The following is a 19,394-nucleotide window of genomic DNA, read 5'->3' as shown; positions in this document are numbered from 1 at the left end:
TTCTTCTTTTATTCTTTTTTAAACTCTTTTTGAAATAAAAAACGCTAGAATAAACAAAAAATTCTAAGGAAAATTTTAATGTTTGAAGTTGTTATAGGACTTGAAGTTCATGCACAATTAAATACCAAAACAAAAATCTTTTGCTCATGTGCAACTTCTTTTGGAGAAAAATCAAATACTAATGTATGCCCAACATGTTTAGCTTTACCGGGTGCTTTGCCTGTATTAAATCAAGAAGCAGTGAAAAAAGCTATAGCATTTGGAAAAGCAGTTAATGCAACTATAAATAAAAAAAGTATTTTTAATAGAAAAAATTATTTTTATCCTGATTTACCAAAAGCTTACCAAATTTCGCAATTTGATATTCCTATAGTAGAAAATGGTGAACTGTTTATTAATGTAAATGGAGAAAATAAACGCATAGGTATTACTAGAGCTCATTTAGAAGAAGATGCAGGAAAAAATATACATGAAAGTAATTTTTCAAAAGTAGATTTAAATAGAGCAGGCACGCCTTTGCTTGAAATCGTTAGCGAGCCGGAACTTAGAAGTTCTGATGAAGCAGTGGCTTATTTGAAAAAACTTCATTCTATTATAAGATTTTTAGATATTTCAGATGCAAATATGCAAGAAGGTAGTTTTAGATGTGATGCTAATGTTAGTATTCGTCCAAAGGGTGATGATAAACTTTATACTAGAGTGGAGATTAAAAATTTAAATTCATTCCGTTTTATCCAAAAGGCGATTGAGTATGAAGTAAAACGCCAAAGTGAAGCTTGGGAAGATGGAAAATACGATCAAGAAGTTGTGCAAGAAACAAGATTATTTGATACGGTTAATTTAGTTACTAGAAGTATGAGAGGCAAGGAAGATTCTGCCGAATATAGATATTTCCCTGATCCTGATCTTTTACCTGTAATTTTAGATGATGAAATGCTAAGTCAAGATATACCAGAACTTCCTGATGAGAAAAAAGCTAGATTTATTAGTGAATTAGGTGTTAAAGAAAGTGATAGTGAAGTGATTGTTTCTTCATTAGAACTTTGTAGGTATTTTGAGTATTTAATTGATCAAAAATTAAACCCAAAACTTTGTGTTACTTGGCTTACGACTGAGTTAATGGGACTTTTAAAAGGTGAGTTAACTATAGAAAACTCACCTATAAAACAAGAAAAATTAGCTGTTTTAATCAAACGTATAGAAGAAGGTGTTATTAGTGCTAAAGCAGGTAAGGATATTTTAGCTTATGTGTTTGAAAATACAGAAGTTGAAATTGATGATGCTATTGAAAAACTTGGTTTAAAACAGGTCAGCGATGATGGTGCTATTGAAAAGATTGTTGATGAAATTTTAGCAAACAATGAAGATAAGGTAGCTGAATATAAAAGTGGTAAAGATAAACTTTTTGGTTTCTTTGTCGGTCAGGCAATGAAAGCAGGCAAGGGTGCATTTAATCCTGCTAAGGTAAATGAAATTTTAAAATCAAAACTTGGTTAAATATGAAAATAGCAGTTATTGGTGCAGGAAAATGGGGAAGTGCTTTATATGATGCATTGAGTGTTAAAAATGAATGTGTGATAACTTCTTTTCGCAAAAAAGATCTTTCTTATTTTGTTAGCACCAAAGAAGCTTTAGGGTATGAATATTTAGTTTTTGCTTTATATGCTCAAGGAATACATGAGTGGCTTGTAAATAATTTTAAAGATTTAAATCAAAAAATTCTTGTAGCTTCTAAGGGTATTGATTGCAAAAGTTTAAAATTTATGGATGAGGTTTTTGGTGGGTTCATAAGTAGTGATAGACTTTGTTTTTTAAGTGGACCTTCTTTTGCAAGTGAAGTGCTAGAAAAAAAACCTTGTGCTTTGGTTATTAGCGGTAAAAATCAAGAACTTTGCAATGAATTTGCAAGTTTTTTTCCAAATTATATTAAAACTTATACCAGTTCTGATGTTAAAGGTGCTGAAATTTGTGGTGCTTATAAGAATGTTTTAGCAATTGCAAGCGGGGTTTGCGACGGCTTAAAATTAGGTAATAATGCAAGAGCTTCTTTGGTTTCAAGAGGCTTAGTGGAAATGCACCGTTTTGGGCAGTTTTTTAGCGCTAAAGAAGAAACATTTTTAGGACTTAGTGGAGCTGGAGATTTATTTTTAACAGCTTCTAGTAATCTATCAAGAAATTATAGGGTAGGTTTGAGTTTGGCTAGTGATAAAAATATAAAAGATATTTTAATGGAGCTTGGAGAGGTAGCCGAAGGAGTGCAAACTGCTTATGCTATACATGCCTTATCAAAGCAATTTCAAATTTATACTCCGATTGTTAATGAAGTGGTTTTAATGCTAGAGGGTAAGAATGCCTGGGAGTCTTTGAAAGATTTGATGTCATCAAAGGAGGAAATATCATGATTATCAAAAATGCAAAAATTTACGGTGAACAAGTACTTGATCTTAAAATAGAAGATGGAAAAATCACTCAAATTACTAATGATTTAAATGATGATGAGTATATTATTGATATAAAAGGCAAGACTTTACTTCCTTCGTTTATTGATTTAAATGTTAGTTTACTTGATAATGAATTTAGTATAGATAAATTATATGATCTTGAAAAAGCATGCTTAAAAGGTGGGGTAGGGACTATTGTTTTAAAAGATAGTTTAGAAGTTAACACTCAAGGTTATGCACTTTATTTTGATAAGTTAAAATCTTTAGATATTAATATTTTGCCTACTATTAATGTATTAGATAAAACAGAAAAATTAAAAAATATTGCTACCTTAATTGATATGGGTGCAAAAGGTTTGGAGCTTTCAAGTACTTTAGGTGCAAATTATTTAAGACAGTGTATGCAATATGCTAATATGAAATCAACTCCGGTGTTTTTAAAGTGTTTTGATGAGAGTTTTGATGATCATGGGGTAATGAATGATGGACAAACAAGCTTTGAATTAGGACTTATAGGAATCAGCGATATAGCTGAGACTAGTGAAGTAGTAAAAATGAAAGAATTAGTAGAGTTTTATAAAAACAAAGCTTGTTTTAACTCTTTAGCAATTGCAAGATCATTTGAATTATTACATGATCAATATAGTGAAATTTCAATTCATCATTTAATCAAAGATGAAAGTGCTTGCGAAAATTTCAATACTCAAGCAAAAATTTTACCTCCACTAAGAGCAAAAAATGAATTAATAAGTCTTAAAAAATTACTTCAAGATAAAAAAATTACTTTCTTAAGCTCTTTGCATACTCCTAGCACTAAAAAAGATTTAGCTTTTGATGAAGCAGATTTTGGAGTTAATGCTATAGCTATATATATGAGTTTATGTTTTACATATTTAGTAAAAGAAGGTATTTTAACTTGGAAAGAATTATGTGATTTTACAAGTTATAATCAAGCGCAATTTTTAGGATTAAACAAAGGTAAAATAGAACTTGGTTTTGATGCTGATTTAGTTGTATTTGAAGAAAATCTTTCTTTTAAAGGGAAAGGTTTATATGCAAATGATACCTTGCAAGGTAAGGTAGAAAAAAGCTTTATAGCGGGAAAGGTTTTTAGCTTTTAAGCTAAAAACTCTTATTTATCCTGCATAGCTTGTGCTACTTGAGCTGAGCTATTTCTAATTTTTTCCATGCATTCTCTGGCTTCTTTAGCTAAATCCACGCTTTGATTTACACCACTTAAGCCATCTTTTATACTTTGTACCACTTCAGCTGTTACATTTCTGATAGAATTAATGGTGGTAGTAATTTCATTTACTGAATGTCCAGTTCTTTCAGCTAGATTTCTAACTTCATCAGCAACCACAGCAAAACCACGTCCATGTTCTCCGGCACGTGCTGCTTCTATGGCAGCATTTAGCGCTAAAAGATTGGTTTGATCTGCTATATCACTAATGGTTTGAATGATATTTTTAATTTCTTCTGATTGTTCATTTAATGATGAAACTAAATTACTACTATTATTCATCATCTCAGCAATATTTTGAATATTTTGAACTGTATTTTCTATAACACTATCACCTTCTTGGGTTAAATTATCATTTTGTTCTGCAAGCTCACTAATGAGCTTTAATTTTTCCTCATCTCTTACAACCTGCTCGGTAATATCTGTTGCAAATTTAATAACTTTATAAATTTTTCCATCATCATTTTTAATAGGATTATAACTTGCTTCTAGGTGGATTAGTTTATTATTTTTACCAAAGCGTATAAATTTTCCTGATTGAAATTTACCACTTCTTAATTCTTCCCAAAAAATTGTATATTCTTTTGAGTTTCTAAACTTTTCCTCGCAAAACATACTATGGTGTTTTCCTTTGATTTCGCTTAGTGAATAACCCATTGTTTGAGTGAAATTTTCATTAGCATTTAGAATTTCTCCATAAGGATTAAATTCAATAATCGCCATAGAACGATTAGCCGCATCTATGGTATTTTTTAAATCAAGCATCTCATAGTGTCTTTGAGTAATGTCATTGGCAAATTTAATAACCTTGTATATTTTGTTATTTTGATCTAAAATAGGAAGATAATTAGCTTCAAGATAAATGTCTTTTCCTCCCTTTGCGATGCGTCTAAAAAGACCATTTCTTGATTTACCACTTTTTAAATCTTTCCAAAAATCACTATAATGTTGAGACTTTACTACCTCAGGTAAGCAAAACATACTATGGTGTTTTCCTTTAATTTCATCTAGAGAGTAATTCATAGTTTTTAGAAAATTTTCATTAGCACTAATGATGGTTCCATCTGTTTGAAATTCTATCATCGCCATAGTTTTACTTATAGCATTAAGTATATCTTGAAAAGATTGATTAGATTGTTCTAATTGAGTAATTTGCTCATTGATTTTTTTCTTATTGACAAACATGAATTTCCTTTGTAAAAATAGTTTAAAATTATAAAGTGTTTTTTGAAATAAAAAATTTGTTTGTGTTAGTTTTTTGTTAAATTAGAAAATTTTTCTTGCAAAGAAGTTCTTATCGAATCATTAATCTCATCACTATTTTTTAAGTATTGTTCATTAAGTTTTTCGAGTTCTTTTAAAAACCCAAAAAGAGCCTCTTCCCATAAAGCATTGCTTTTTTTACTTAAATTCATAGTTTGAATATGGTTAAGCTTTCTGCTCATATTACTTAAATTTTCTAAAAATTTATCTTTATTATTTTCATTTTGAAGCGTAAAAGTGTTTTGTAAAAGACTATTTTTAATATTTCTTATTTCTTCGTTAATAAGATCACAAAACTCAGGATAGATATCATTTTTAATGGGTTCAAGTAAGGCTTGTTCATCTAATTTTAATGTATATTTTTTAATAGAAAAAAAAAGAATTAAAAAAGCTATTGCACTAATTAAGAGATAGAAAACCATTTTTTAAAATTCCTTAAATGGTGCGGTTAGCGAGATTTGAACTCGCACACGCTGAGCGTACCACCCCCTCAAGATGGCGTGTCTACCAGTTCCACCATAACCGCATAAAGCCCTAAAAAAGGGCTTTTATAATTAAGCTGCTACTAATGCTTGGAATGGGTTAGCATAAAGAGCGATAAGAGCAATAACAAGTGCATAAATAACTTGAGCTTCAATCATCGCTAAAGCAATAAACATAGTAGTCATTAATTTACCACCAAGACCAGGGTTTCTAGCAGTACCTGCTATAGTTGCTGCTGCAGTATTACCCATACCAATAGCACCACCTAAAGCTGCAACACCAAGTCCTAAACCTGCTGCTAAGATAGAAAAAGAAGCTAACCATTGATTCATAGAACCTTCGGCTGCAAATGCAAAACCACTTAAAGCTAGCATTAAAAATACGATTTTTTTCATAGTATTTCCTCGATATAAAATTTAAATCCTTTCGGCTTGCGTATCCCTACTTGTGATTTATAAAGTTAAAATTATATATCAATATAGCTTTAAAATTATTGAAATTTAAATTAATTAAGTATGTTTTAAAATAAATTAAAGTTTTTTTTAGCTACATTAAAACTTTTTATAGTTTTTAAACATTAAGGTTATTTTATGAATAATAAATTTTCTAAAATTGGTTTTGTATTAGCAGTGGCAGGTTCAGCTGTTGGGCTTGGAAATGCTTGGAAGTTTCCAACTTTAGTAGGACAAAATGGTGGTTCAGCCTTTGTGCTTTTATATTTGCTTTTGACTTTGGGTGTAGGTTTTGTAATATTTTTAGCAGAACTTAGCATAGGAAAACTTAGTGAAAAAGATCCTGTAAATGCTTATTATACTTTAGCGCCAAAACATAAAAGAGCGTGGTCTATAGTCGGTTTTTCTTTAATAGGTGCCATTTTGATTGTTTCTTTTTATAGTGTGATTATAGGATGGATTGTGAGGTATGCTTATTTTGGATTTTTTCCTTTACCAAAAAGCATAGAAGAAAGTGGTGCTATTTTTGGAAATTTACTTTCTAATGATGTTTTATCTCAATTTGTATGCTTTACTTTTGTGTTTATAGTGATTTTTTATGTAGTATCAAAAGGTATTAAAAGCGGTATAGAAAAGCTTAATGTTTGGATGATGCCAAGCTTATTTATATTACTTATTTTAATGCTTGGATATTCTTTTAGTATGGATGGTTTTTCTAAGGCGAGTGAGTTTTTGTTTTCTCCTGATTTTTCTAAACTCGGAGTAGGAGCATTTTTGAGTGCATTGGGTCTTGCTTGTTTTTCTTTATCTATCGGAGTGGGTTCAATTATAACTTATTCTGCAAGTTTACCTGATAAAACAAATTTCATTACAAGTACTATTAATATTATAATTATTAATATTATCATTGGTATTATGATGGGACTGATTGTATTTACTTTTATGTTTGAATTTAATGGAGATCCAGCTCAACAAGGTCCAGGTTTGATTTTTGTATCTTTGATGAGTTTATTTTCAAATATTGATCCAATAGGCTTTTTGCCTTTGGGAAATATTTTAGCTATAGCTTTTTTTATAGCTTTATTTTTTGCAGGAATTACTTCGGCGGTTTCTATGATAGAACCTTTTGCTTTTTATCTTATAAATCGTTATCAAATTTCAAGAAAAAAAGCTTTGGTTTTTATAGCTTTCATTGTATATTTTTTAGGAAGTTTATGTATTTTATCAGGAATTGAGTGGAGTAAAGATTCTTTAGAATTTTTTGGAAAAAGTTTTTTTGATATATTAGATTTTGTAGCTTCAAATTTAATGATGCCTTTGGGCGGATTATTTGGTGCAATTTTCGTAGGTTTTGTGCTTAAAAAAGAGGCTTTGCAAACTTTATTTTATCCTTATATGAGGGGTAAATACTTTGAGTGCTGGTATTTTTTTGTAAGATATATCTCACCTTTAGCGGTGATTTTAATCATGGTAAAACAATTATTTTTTTAAGGTTAAAATATGAATGATAAATTTTCTAAAATAGGTTTTGTATTAGCAGTGGCAGGTTCAGCTGTTGGGCTTGGAAATGCTTGGAAATTTCCAACTTTAGTGGGTAATAATGGCGGTTCAGCTTTTGTAGTGGTGTATTTACTTTTAACTTTGGGTGTGGCTTTTGTGATATTTTTAGCAGAACTTAGCATAGGAAAACTCAGCGAAAAAGATCCTGTAAATGCTTATTATACTTTAGCACCAAAAAATAAAAAAGCATGGTCACTTGCGGGATTTTTTATGCTTGGTGCTATTATTTTAGTGTCTTTTTATAGTGTTGTTATAGGTTGGATAGCAAAATATGCTTATTTTGGGTTTTTTGAACTACCTAAAGATACAAATGAAGCAGGTGCTATTTTTGGAAATTTACTTTCTAATGATGTTTTATCTCAATTTGTATGCTTTACTTTTGTGTTTATAGTGATTTTTTATGTAGTATCAAAAGGTATTAAAAGCGGTATAGAAAAGCTTAATGTTTGGATGATGCCAAGCTTATTTATATTACTTATTTTAATGCTTGGATATTCTTTTAGTATGGATGGTTTTTCCAAGGCAAGTGAGTTTTTGTTTGTACCTGATTTTTCAAAATTAAGTGTTAATTCTATATTAGATGCACTAGGGCTTGCATTTTTTAGTATGTCTTTGGGTGTTTGTGTGATTTTAACTTACGCAGCAAGCTTGCCTGAAAAAACAAATTTTATAAGTAGTGCTTTAAATATTATCATCATTAATACTATCATTGGCTTAATGATGGGACTTATTGTGTTTACTTTTATATTTGAATTTGGGGCTGATCCTACCCAACAAGGTCCAGGGCTTATATTTATATCATTAACAACACTTTTTGCAAAATTAGGATTTTTAGGAAATGTTTTAGCTATAGCTTTTTTTATAGCTTTGTTTTTTGCAGGGATTACTTCAGCTATTTCCATGATAGAACCTTTTACTTTTTATCTTATAAATCGTTATCAAATTTCAAGAAAAAAAGCTTTGGTTTTTGTAGGTGTGATTGTTTATTTTCTTGGAAGTTTATCTATACTTTCTTTTTATCATGTAAGCGCGCCAAGCTTAAATTTCTTTGGAAAAAGTTTTTTTGATATTTTAGACTTTTTCATACAAAATTTATTAATGCCAATTTCTGCTTTAATTACAGCATTTTTTGTGGGTTTTGTACTTAAAAAAGAAGCTTTGCAAATTTTATTTCAGCCATTTATGCGTGGGGTATATTTTGAAATTTGGTATATCTTTTTAAGATATATTTCTCCATTAGCAGTGATTTTAATCATGGCTAGACAACTTTTTTTCTAAGGCATTAAAATGAATGATAAATTTTCTAAAATAGGCTTTGTATTAGCTGTTGCAGGTGGGGCTATAGGGCTTGGAAATGCTTGGAAGTTTCCAACCTTAGTAGGGCAAAATGGTGGTTTTGCTTTTGTGCTTTTGTATTTGCTTTTGACTATTAGTGTGGGATTTTGTGTATTTTTGGCTGAAATTGCTATGGGAAGATTAAGTCAAAGTGATCCTGTAAATGCTTATAAAAGCTTAGCAACTAAATATGCTCAAAAATGGAAATTTGCAGGATTTTTTATGCTTGGTGGAATTTTTGTATTATCTTTTTATCTTGTTATTATGGGTTGGGTTTTAAAATACATGATAACTTCTATTTATTATCTGCCTAGCAATACCCAAGAGGCAGGAGCTTTATTTGGAAATTTAATACAAAATAGTATTTTAGAAAGTAGTTTGTATTTTTTAATTGCTTTTTTTCTTACCTTGTTTGTTGTCTCAAGAGGGGTTAAAAGTGGTATAGAAAAACTTAATGTTTGGATCATGCCAAGTTTATTTATCATGCTTGTTTTAATGCTAGTGTATTGTTTTTTTCAAGATGGTTTTAAAGAAGCTTTCGTTTATTTGTTTTATCCTGATTTTACTAAACTTAATCTAAACTCGGTTTTAACAGCTTTAGGTCTTGCTTTTTTTACCTTATGTTTAGGTATAGGTTGTATTACTACTTACGCAGCTTCATTAAAAGATGATACAAATTTAATCACAAGTTCAGCCATAATTGTGCTTTTAAATATCAGTATAGGCTTAATGATGGGGCTTATTGTATTTACTTTTATATTTAAATTTAATGCCAATCCCGCAGAAGGTGCTGGACTTGTATTTATATCTTTAACGACTTTATTTTCTAACTTAGGTGCTATTTTTGGGCATTTTTTAGCCTTTTATTTTTTCTTGGCTTTATTTTTTGCAGGAATTACTTCAGCGGTTTCTATGATAGAACCTTTTACTTTTTATCTTGTGAATGAATATAAAATTTCAAGAAAAAAAGCTTTGGTTTTTATAGGTTTTGTAGTTTTTCTTTTAGGGATGAGTTGTATTTTATCTTTTAGTGCTAGTTATGGGGCTAGTTTTAGCTTTTTTGGTCTAAGTTTTTTTGATATTTTGGATAAATTAACTTCTAATTTTATGCTCCCACTTGGAGCTATTACTAGTGCTATTTTTGCAGGATTTTTTGTAGATAAAATGAAAATCTATAATTTGTTTTCTAAATTTATGAGTAAAAGTATTTTTGAAATATGGTATTTTTTACTCAGATTTGTTGCGCCTGTTGCGATTATTGTCATTATGTTAAATCAAATTTTATAAATTTATTTTTTAAGAAAGTAAGGTTATAATTGCAAAGATGCAAAAATAAGGAAAAATTATGGCTAAAAAATTAATTGATGTGATGGATACCACATTTAGAGATGGTTTTCAATCTGTTTATGGTGCTAGAGTTTTGATGAATGACTTTTTTCCTGCCCTAGAAGCAGCTAAAGAAGCAGATATTAGGCATTTTGAATTTGGCGGTGGAGCTAGGTTTCAAAGCTTATTTTTTTATTTAAATGAAAATGCCTTTGAAATGATGGATAAATTTAGAACCATCGTTGGAAAAGAAGCAAATTTACAAACCCTTGCAAGAGGGGTTAATACTGTAGCGCTTGATACAGGTAGTAAAGAAATTATTGATTTACATGCAAAAATGTTTGCAAAACATGGTACAACTACCATAAGAAATTTTGATGCATTAAATGATGTAAATAATTTGAAATTTAGTGGAGAATGTATAGTTAAGCATGGTTTAAAACATGAAATTACTATTACTTTAATGGATTTACCTCCAAAATGTAAAGGTGCGCATGATGTGCCTTTTTATGAAAGAATTTTAAAAGAAATCCTACAAGCACAAATTCCTTTTGATAGTATTTGTTTTAAAGATGCAAGCGGAACTTCAAACCCAAATAAAATTTATGAAGTTATTAAAATGGCTAGAAAAAACTTGCCTGAAAATATGCATATAAGGTTGCATACGCATGAAACTGCAGGGGTAAGTATAGCATGCTATTTAGCAGCTTTAGAAGCAGGTGTTGATGGTATAGATTTGGCAGCTGCTCCTGTTAGTGGTGGTACTTCTCAGCCTGATATTTTAACCATGCTTCATGCTCTAAAGGGAAGCAATTTCGATCTTGGTTTGGATGAAGAAAAAATTTTAAAATACGAAGAAGTGTTAAAAGATTGTTTAAAAGATTATTTTCTACCACCTGAAGCAACAGCAGTAAATCCTTTAATACCTTTTTCACCTATGCCAGGTGGAGCATTAACTGCTAATACACAAATGATGAGAGATAATAATATTTTAGATAAATTTCCTCAAGTTATAAAAGCCATGCAAGAAGTGGTAGAAAAAGGTGGTTATGGTACTTCGGTTACTCCTGTATCGCAATTTTATTTTCAGCAAGCTTTTAATAATGTAATGTTTGGACCTTGGAAAAAAATAGCAGATGGGTATGGTAAGATGGTTTTAGGATATTTTGGAAAAACTCCCGTTGCTCCAGATCCTGAAGTAATTAAACTTGCAAGCGAGCAATTAAAATTAGAACCAACTACAAAATTAGCCACAGATATCGCTGATGCAGATGAGAGTAAAAGTATAGCTTATATTAAAAACTTATTGGAAAAAGAAAATTTAGAAACAAGTGAAGAAAATATTTTTATCGTTGCAGCTTGTAAAGAAAAAGGTATAGCTTTCTTAAAAGGTGAAGCTAAGGTTAATGTTAGAAAAAATAGCAAATTAAAACCAAGTTTTATCAATGAAAATCAATTTACCGTTTCAGTTAATGGTAATAAATACCATGTGGAAGTAAGTGCAGGTTTTGATAGAGATGTTAATGTTAAAAGTGCTGTCAAGGTAAATTCAGATAAAACAGAAGTGAAAAAAGTACAAGTAGATGATAGTGCTAATGTTATCGTTGCGAGTATGAATGCAAATGTATTTAAAATTTTAGTAAAAGAAAATGATAGCGTTAAAGCAGGACAAGTTGTAGCTGTACTTGAAGCTATGAAAATGGAGATTGAAGTTAGTGCAAGTAAAGATGGAGAAATTGCAGAACTTTTAGTAAATACTGGTGAGAGTGTAAGTGAAGGCCAGGTTTTAATGACTTATAAATAAGGAGGTAAAAATGATGGGTTTAGAAAATTTGGGTTTAGAAAATATCGGACAAGTTTTTCATAATCTTAGTTATGATGAGCTTTTAAAACATGAAAAAAATAACAATGAAGGTGTATGTACTAAAAATGGTACCTTTAGTGTAGATACGGGAATTTTTACCGGAAGAAGCCCTAAGGATAAATATTTTGTAAAACAAGATCCTTCGCAAAAATATATTGCTTGGGGTAAGATTAACCAACCTATTAGCGAGGAATTATTTGAAAAACTTTTAGCAAAAGCTAAAAAGCAGCTTAGTAATAGCGATATTTATATCCAAGACGCATATTGTGGTGCTTCGTTAAAAAGTCGTAAAGCTGTGCGTTTTGTAACACAAATTGCTTGGCAAGCGCATTTTGTAAAAAATATGTTTATTCGTCCAAAAGAAGAAGATCTTGGTGAGTTTAAACCTGATTTTGTAGTATATAATGCATGCAAATGTGCGAATGAAGACTATGAAAAAGATGGTTTAAATTCAGAGGTTTTTGTTATATTTAATATAGAAAAAAATATAGCAGTAATTGGTGGGACTTGGTATGGTGGAGAAATGAAAAAAGGAATTTTTTCTATGATGAATTACTGGCTCCCGCTAGAAAATAAACTTCCTATGCATTGTAGTGCTAATGTTGGAGAAAAAGGTGATGTGGCGCTTTTCTTTGGACTTAGCGGTACAGGTAAAACCACTCTTTCAACCGATCCAAAAAGAAAATTAATAGGCGATGATGAGCATGGTTGGGATGATGAGGGTGTGTTTAATTTTGAAGGAGGTTGTTATGCAAAATGTATTAACCTTGACCCTCAAAGTGAGCCAGAAATTTATGGAGCTATAAAGCAAAATGCACTTTTAGAAAATGTAGTTTTAAAAGATGATTTAAGCGTTGATTTTAATGATGGTTCTAAAACTGAAAATACTAGAGTTTCTTATCCGATAGAACATATTTTAAATCATGAGCCAAGTCTTAGCGCGGGTCATCCTAGTAATATTATTTTCCTTTCGGCAGATGCTTTTGGTGTTTTACCTCCGGTTAGTAAACTTAGTAAAGAACAAGCAATGTATTATTTTCTAAGTGGTTATACTGCTAAAGTAGCAGGAACCGAAAGAGGTATTACTGAGCCTGTTGCGACTTTTTCAGCTTGTTTTGGTGAAGTGTTTTTGCCATTACACCCAACTGTTTATGCAAAACTTTTAGGTGAAAAAATCAGCAAGCATAAAGTGAATGTTTATCTAGTAAATACCGGTTGGAGCGGTGGAGCTTATGGCGTAGGCAAAAGAATGAGTATTAAAGCTACTAGAGCTTGCATTAATGCGATTTTAGATGGTAGTATACAAAATTGTGAGTTTGAAAACTATGATTTATTTAATCTTGCAGTTCCAAAAGAATTAGCGGGTGTAGAAAGTAAGCTATTAAATCCTATTAATACTTGGGAAGATAAAAAAGCTTATGAGGAAACCAAATTAAAGCTTGCAAAAATGTTTATAGAAAATTTTAAACGCTATGAAGATGTAAAAGAAGGAGCAGAATTTAAATTAGCTGGTCCTGCTATCTAAAAAGAGTTAAGCTCTTTTTAGAATAGTGATTCAGGATTGATTTGGGTTTCTTTATTTTTTGGAAGCTCAAATCCACCTAACATATGAAAATGTAAATGAAAGACTTCTTGTCCGCTATTTTTTCCACAATTTGTGATTAATCTATACCCACTTTTATCAAGCCCTAAAAGAATAGCTAGTTCTTGAATGAATTGTGTCATTTCGCTCATTAATTCAGGTCTTAATTCTTGAAAGTTTTCAAAATGCTCTTTTGGAATGATTAAAATATGAATAGGTGCTTTAGGATTAATATCATGAAAAGCTAAAAATTTTTCACTTTCTAAAACTTTATTAGCAGGGATTTTTCCTTCTACGATTAGTTCAAATACGGTTTTTTCTCTCATTTAATAGTCCTTTTTTTATTATTTTTGCTAATTTTAAATAATTTTACATTAGAATGTTTAAAAAAAATTTAGTTGGAGCTAAAATTGCAAGATATGATAGAAAAAATTGCTTCTGCAAGTACTTTAGCAGAACTTGAAAATATAAAAGTAAGTGTTTTAGGAAAAAAAGGTATTTTGACTTTGGAATTTGCAAAGTTAAAAGATTTGCAAGGTGAAGAAAAAAAAGAATTTGCTAATGATTTAAATAAAGCAAGAGATGAATTTAATGAAGCTTATCAAATAAAATTAAAAGAATTAGAAGAAAAAGCTTTAAATGAAAAAATGAAACAAGATGTGCAAGATTTTAGCTTTTTTGATGAAACTTCAAATGCAGGTGCTTTGCACCCAATCATGCAAACTATGGATAAAATCATAGAATACTTTACAGCTTTAAATTTCAGCATAGAAAAAGGACCTTTGATTGAGGATGATTTTCATAATTTTGAAGCATTGAATTTACCACAAAATCATCCTGCAAGAGATATGCAAGATACTTTTTATTTTGAAGATAAAACCTTGCTTAGATCCCAAACTTCTCCAGTTCAAATTAGAACTATGCTATCTCAAAAACCACCTATTAGAATGATAGCACCAGGTGCAGTTTTTAGAAGAGACTTTGATATTACCCATACGCCTATGTTTCATCAAGTGGAAGGACTTGTGGTAGAAGAGGGTGATAAGGTAAATTTTGCAAATTTAAAAGATATGCTAGAACATTTTTTAAAACATATGTTTGGTGATGTAAAAGTGCGTTTTAGACCTAGCTTTTTTCCTTTTACAGAGCCATCTGCTGAAGTAGATATTTCTTGTGTGTTTTGTAAAGGTTGTGGATGTAGGGTTTGTAAGCAAACAGGATGGCTTGAAGTTTTAGGGTGTGGTGTTGTTGATCCTAATGTTTATAAATTTGTTGGTTATAAAAATGTAAGTGGCTATGCTTTTGGTTTGGGTGTGGAGCGTTTTGCTATGCTTTTGCATAAAATTCCTGATTTGCGTTCTATGTTTGAAGGTGATTTAAGATTATTGGAGCAATTTAGATGATTATTAGTAGAAATTGGTTAAATGAATGGATTGATTTAAGTGAAATATCAACACAAACTATAGTAAATACTTTAAATTCTATAGGATTAGAAGTTGATAGTTTCAAAAGTGTTAAAGCTCCCCAAAAAGTTGTAATAGGTAAGGTTTTAGAAAAAGTTAAGCATGAAAATTCAGATAAATTGAATATTTGTAAAGTAGATGTTGGGAATGAAATTTTACAAATTGTTTGTGGTGCAAAAAATGTTGATAAAGATCAATTTGTAGCCGTATCTTTAGTGGGTGCAGTGCTTCCAAATGGACTTGAGATAAAACCTGCCAAACTTAGAGGGGTTGAATCTATGGGTATGATTTGCTCTTCTAGTGAGCTTGGTTTTGGAAAAAGCAATGAAGGTATTATGGTTTTAGATGAAAGTATGGGGGAATTAGTTCTAGGAAAAGCTTTAAATGATTATGAACTTTTTAATGATGAATTAATTGAAATAGAACTTACTCCAAATCGCGGGGATTGTTTGAGTTTATATGGTGTTGCTAGAGATTTAAGCGCAGCACTTGATTTAAATTTAAAAGAATTAAATCCTTTAAAAGAAAGCGAAAATAGCGTAGGTATAGGAAGAATACTAAGTGTTAAAAATCAAAGTGATGTTGAAGGGTTTTTTACTTATAAAGCGTTAGAGATTAAAGAAGAATTTAGACTAAATATTACGATGCAAATTCGTCTTGCTTTGATTGAAGCATATAAAAATAACAACATAGAAAATCTTTTAACATATGCAACTCATGCAAGTGGGGTGATTTTTTGTGCTTATGATTTTCATAAGCTTTGTCAAGATTGTCAAATCGATGAAAAGATTGTTTTAGAAATTAAAACTCAAGAACATGGAGAATATGGAGTTTATTATAAAGATGAGTTAATAGCTTTAGCAGGTATAGAGCAAGAAGATAAATTTAAAATCAATGATGAGAGTAAAATCATCATTATAGAAGCAAGCTATACTCATCCTCAAACTATAGCAAGTGCAATAGCCTTTTATAAAAAGAAAAATGACACTATATATCGTTCTTTAAGAGGTAGTGAGCCTAAGCTTTCTTTGGGAATGGAGTATTTATTTAATGAGTGTTTAAAAATTAGCGCAATGAGTGTTTTTTCAGGAAGCCAACAAGTTTTTAAGGAAAATGAAGCAAATATTATTGGTATTTTTGGTGCAGAGATTGATAAAATCATTGGTATGTCTATAGATAAAAATAATTTAGTAAAAATTCTTAAAAAATTAGGTTTTGAAATAAGTGTAGTAAATGATGAGCAATTTAATATCAAAATCCCATTTCATCGCAGCGATATAACAAATATAGCTGATATTAGTGAAGAGATAGTAAGAATTATTGGCATTGATAATATCCCATCAAAAGCATTAGAATTTAAAGAAAAAAATCGCTTAAATAAAGTATATTTTGATTATCAAGAGCTTAAAAATTTAAGACTAAAAGCAAGTAGTAATGGATATTTTGAAAGTGTGCATTATGTTTTAGATAATGAAGAAGAATTAAGTCAATTAGGATTTAAATGTGTTAAAAATAAGCTTATTAATCCTATCACCAATGAGCTTAATACTTTAAGAAGTACTTTGATAAATCATCTTTTAAATGCAGCAAGCTTTAATCTAAGAAATTCAAAAAAGAAAATCAAACTTTTTGAATGTGGTAGTGTTTTTGATGAGTTTTCAAATGAGCATGCTAAATTTGCAATGATCTTTAGCGGCTACAAAGAAGAAGCTAAAATCACAAATAAGGCTAAGCCTGTTTTGGTAGATTTTTATACTTTTTTAGCAGAATTAAAAAGCATTATAGGTGAGTTTAGTTTGCAAAAATCAGAACATACATTTTTAAGCCCATATGAGCAAGCAAATGTATATAAAAACGGTAAGCGTATAGGGTTTATAGGTAGAGTGCATTTAAGTATAGAAAATAAAAGAGATCTGGTTAAAACTTATATTTGTGAGCTTGATTTAAAAGGCTTAAAACAAGACTTTAAAACTGCTAAAGCTTATTCTAAATTTCCATCTATGAGCAGGGATTTAAGTATAGTTATACCTAAGGGTTTTGAATATGAAAAAATCAAACATACTATTGCTAAATTAGATGTTGAAAGATTAGAAAGTTTTAGAGTGGTAGATTTATACACAGATAAGAATTTAGGCGATTTTTATAGCTTGACTATTAATTTAGTATTTAGAGATTTTGAAAAAACCTTAGAAGATAACATTATTCTTGAATATATTGATAAAATCATCAAAGCTTTAGATGATGAGCATGGTTTAAAACTTCGATGAAAATCTGTCCTATTGATTCTTTTAAAGTAGAACTTGAAGATATAGCTTCTGATAAATCTATATCTCATCGCTTTGCTATCTTTTCTTTGCTTACCCAAGGAACTTGCAAAATTAAAAATTATTTAAAAGCACAAGATACTTTACATACTTTAGCAATCATTCAAGCTTTAGGAGCTGAGGTTGAAGAAATTGATGGATTGATTTACATTAAAGCTCCAAAATATATAAAATCTCCAAATTGTGTTTTAGATTGTGGAAATTCAGGTACAGCTATGAGGCTTTTAATAGGTCTTTTAAGCGCTATTGAAGATGAAATTTTTGTACTCAGTGGAGATTGTTATTTAAATGCTAGGCCGATGAGACGTGTAAGCGAGCCTTTGATGAGTTTAGGAGCTAAAATTTATGGAAGAGCTAATGCAAATTTAGCACCTATTTGTATACAAGGAGCTAAGTTGGATGGTTTTGATTTTAGTAGTAATATTGCTTCAGCTCAGGTAAAATCAGCTCTAATCTTAGCAGCTTTATTTGCCAAAAAAGAAAGCTATTTTAAAGAAATTGAGCTTTCAAGAGATCATAGTGAGATTATACTTAATAAAATGGGAGCTTGTATTGAATATTTAAATGAGGAAAAAACTTTTATCAAAATCAATCCTTTAAAAGAAAAATTAAAAGCATTTGAAGTATGTGTGCCAAATGATCCATCATCGGCCTTTTATTTTGCCTTAGCTGTTTGTGTTTTACCTCATTCAAAAGTAGTTTTAAAAAATGTTTTGTTAAATAAAACACGCATTGAAGCCTTTAAAATTTTAGAAAAAATGGGTGTAAAAATCACTTATAATATTACCAATGAAGATTTTGAAAGTATTGGAGAAATTTGTGTTGAAAGTGCGCCTTTAAAGGCGGTAAATGTGAGTGAAAATATCGCATGGTTGATTGATGAAATTCCAGCTTTGGCCATCGCTTTTGCTTGTGCAAAGGGAAAAAGCGTTATAAAAAATGCTAAAGAATTGCGCGTAAAAGAAAGTGATAGAATCAAATCAATTGTATTAAATTTGCAAAAATGTGGCATAAAGGTAAAAGAATTGGAAGATGGTTTTGAAGTAGAAGGTGGCGAAGCTAAAAGTGCTAAAATAGAAAGCTTTGGGGATCATAGAATTGCGATGAGTTTTTTAATTTTAGGTTTAAGATGCGGAATAGAAGTAGATGATAGTGAATGTATTAAAACTTCTTTTCCAAATTTTATTGAGATTTTAAAGCAAATAGGAGCTAAAATTGGAGATTGAACTAGCAAAAAGCTATGGATTTTGTTTTGGGGTAAAAAGAGCTATTAAAAAAGCTGAACAGATTAAAGATGCAGCTACCATAGGCCCTTTAATTCATAATAATGAAGAAATCACAAGACTTTGGAAAAATTATAATGTTAAAACATTAAATGATATCAATGAATTAAGCACAGAAAAAAAAGCTATCATTAGAACCCATGGTATTACAAAGCAAGATTTGGAAAAATTAAAGCAAAAAGATATAGAAATTTTTGATGCAACTTGTCCTTTTGTGACTAAACCTCAAAAAATTTGTGAGCAAATGAGCAAAGAAGGCTATGAAGTTGTGATTTTTGGAGATGAAAATCATCCTGAAGTAAAAGGGGTTAGAAGTTATGTAAGCACTAAAGCTTATGTGGTTCTTGATGAAAAAGAATTATTTGATATTAAATTGCCTTCTAAAATTGCAGTGGTATCACAAACTACAAAAAAAATAGAAAAATTTATGGAAATTGTAAATTATTTAATGCTTAGGGTTAAAGAAGTGCGTGTTTTTAATACTATATGTGATGCGACTTTTAAAAATCAAGAAGCAATCAATGAGCTTGCTAAAAAAAGTGATGTAATGATAATAGTTGGAGGAAAAAATTCAGCTAATACTAAGCAACTTTTTTTAATAGCAAAAAATTACTGCGAGGATAGCTACTTAATCGAAAACGAAAAAGAAATTCAAAAAGAATGGTTTAGTGGTAAAGAAAAATGCGGTATTAGTGCAGGTGCTTCTACACCTGATTGGGTGATTGACTTGGTTTTGGAAAAAATCAAAGAATACACCAAAATTAACTAAGTTTAA

At 30.1% G+C, this 19,394-nt stretch carries 16 protein-coding genes and 1 tRNA gene; 12 read left to right on the top strand and 5 right to left on the bottom strand.

Going from position 1 to position 19,394, the window contains the following annotated elements:
• The first annotated feature begins 78 nt into the window (after positions 1-78).
• Genes gatB through CLCT_RS05885 form a run of 3 tightly spaced genes read left to right on the top strand, consistent with a single transcriptional unit; the run spans position 79 to position 3,562 of the window.
• On the top strand, positions 79-1,497 hold the full coding sequence (gatB, locus tag CLCT_RS05895) for an Asp-tRNA(Asn)/Glu-tRNA(Gln) amidotransferase subunit GatB (protein ID WP_039668714.1): 1,419 nt from the start codon (positions 79-81) through the stop codon (positions 1,495-1,497).
• Between the two features lie 2 nt (positions 1,498-1,499).
• Positions 1,500-2,402 (top strand): NAD(P)H-dependent glycerol-3-phosphate dehydrogenase, encoded by a 903-nt coding sequence (locus CLCT_RS05890; RefSeq protein WP_149062560.1) that lies wholly within the window; start codon positions 1,500-1,502, stop codon positions 2,400-2,402.
• A complete protein-coding gene (locus tag CLCT_RS05885; RefSeq protein ID WP_149062559.1) occupies positions 2,399-3,562 on the top strand; it encodes a metal-dependent hydrolase in 1,164 nt (387 codons plus the stop codon). The genes CLCT_RS05890 and CLCT_RS05885 overlap by 4 nt, the downstream gene beginning before the upstream one ends.
• A gap of 11 nt (positions 3,563-3,573) precedes the next feature.
• Here the strand turns inward: CLCT_RS05885 and cetZ are convergent, their stop codons facing one another.
• From cetZ to CLCT_RS05865, 4 genes are all read right to left on the bottom strand, one after another.
• Positions 3,574-4,869: an energy taxis response protein CetZ gene (gene cetZ, locus CLCT_RS05880; protein ID WP_149062558.1), complete on the bottom strand. Its 1,296-nt coding sequence runs from the start codon at positions 4,867-4,869 to the stop codon at positions 3,574-3,576.
• A gap of 65 nt (positions 4,870-4,934) precedes the next feature.
• Positions 4,935-5,369 carry a hypothetical protein gene (locus CLCT_RS05875; RefSeq protein ID WP_039668710.1) on the bottom strand — a complete coding sequence of 145 codons (435 nt, stop codon included), beginning with the start codon at positions 5,367-5,369 and terminating at the stop codon, positions 4,935-4,937.
• Positions 5,370-5,387: 18 nt separating this feature from the next.
• Positions 5,388-5,473: transfer RNA gene (locus tag CLCT_RS05870), tRNA-Leu, on the bottom strand.
• Between the two features lie 28 nt (positions 5,474-5,501).
• Positions 5,502-5,825, bottom strand: coding sequence for a F0F1 ATP synthase subunit C (locus tag CLCT_RS05865; protein ID WP_012661906.1), 324 nt, complete (start codon positions 5,823-5,825; stop codon positions 5,502-5,504).
• A 195-nt stretch (positions 5,826-6,020) separates the two neighbouring features.
• Between CLCT_RS05865 and CLCT_RS05860 the strand changes: the two genes are divergently transcribed.
• Genes CLCT_RS05860 through pckA form a run of 5 tightly spaced genes read left to right on the top strand, consistent with a single transcriptional unit; the run spans position 6,021 to position 13,492 of the window.
• Complete coding sequence (locus CLCT_RS05860) at positions 6,021-7,373, top strand: sodium-dependent transporter (protein WP_149062557.1); 1,353 nt, start codon at positions 6,021-6,023, stop codon at positions 7,371-7,373.
• Between the two features lie 9 nt (positions 7,374-7,382).
• Entirely contained in the window at positions 7,383-8,720 is a 1,338-nt protein-coding gene (locus CLCT_RS05855; RefSeq protein WP_149062556.1) for a sodium-dependent transporter, read from the top strand.
• Between the two features lie 9 nt (positions 8,721-8,729).
• Complete coding sequence (locus CLCT_RS05850) at positions 8,730-10,064, top strand: sodium-dependent transporter (RefSeq protein WP_149062555.1); 1,335 nt, start codon at positions 8,730-8,732, stop codon at positions 10,062-10,064.
• A 58-nt stretch (positions 10,065-10,122) separates the two neighbouring features.
• Complete coding sequence (locus CLCT_RS05845) at positions 10,123-11,907, top strand: biotin/lipoyl-containing protein (RefSeq protein ID WP_149062554.1); 1,785 nt, start codon at positions 10,123-10,125, stop codon at positions 11,905-11,907.
• Positions 11,908-11,917: 10 nt separating this feature from the next.
• A complete protein-coding gene (gene pckA / locus CLCT_RS05840; protein WP_149062553.1) occupies positions 11,918-13,492 on the top strand; it encodes a phosphoenolpyruvate carboxykinase (ATP) in 1,575 nt (524 codons plus the stop codon).
• A gap of 17 nt (positions 13,493-13,509) precedes the next feature.
• Here pckA and CLCT_RS05835 read toward each other — a convergent pair whose 3' ends face one another.
• Positions 13,510-13,875, bottom strand: a complete 366-nt coding sequence (locus tag CLCT_RS05835; protein WP_039668704.1) for a histidine triad nucleotide-binding protein — start codon at positions 13,873-13,875, stop codon at positions 13,510-13,512.
• Positions 13,876-13,959: 84 nt separating this feature from the next.
• Between CLCT_RS05835 and pheS the strand changes: the two genes are divergently transcribed.
• The 4 genes from pheS to CLCT_RS05815 are packed head-to-tail and all read left to right on the top strand — an operon-like array spanning position 13,960 to position 19,388.
• Entirely contained in the window at positions 13,960-14,952 is a 993-nt protein-coding gene (gene pheS, locus CLCT_RS05830; protein WP_149062552.1) for a phenylalanine--tRNA ligase subunit alpha, read from the top strand.
• Entirely contained in the window at positions 14,949-17,279 is a 2,331-nt protein-coding gene (pheT, locus tag CLCT_RS05825) for a phenylalanine--tRNA ligase subunit beta (protein WP_149062551.1), read from the top strand. Before pheS ends, pheT begins: the two co-directional genes overlap by 4 nt.
• A complete protein-coding gene (gene aroA, locus CLCT_RS05820) occupies positions 17,276-18,562 on the top strand; it encodes a 3-phosphoshikimate 1-carboxyvinyltransferase (protein ID WP_149062550.1) in 1,287 nt (428 codons plus the stop codon). The genes pheT and aroA overlap by 4 nt, the downstream gene beginning before the upstream one ends.
• The gene (locus tag CLCT_RS05815; RefSeq protein ID WP_149062549.1) at positions 18,552-19,388 is read left to right on the top strand and encodes a 4-hydroxy-3-methylbut-2-enyl diphosphate reductase; all 837 of its coding nucleotides are present in this window, start codon (positions 18,552-18,554) and stop codon (positions 19,386-19,388) included. The genes aroA and CLCT_RS05815 overlap by 11 nt, the downstream gene beginning before the upstream one ends.
• Positions 19,389-19,394: the final 6 nt, after the last annotated feature.

Source organism: Campylobacter lari subsp. concheus (assembly GCF_008245025.1).
GTDB lineage: Bacteria > Campylobacterota > Campylobacteria > Campylobacterales > Campylobacteraceae > Campylobacter_D > Campylobacter_D concheus.
The sequence above is the reverse complement of the archived record's forward strand: the minus strand, read 5'-3'. Positions and strand labels throughout refer to the sequence as shown.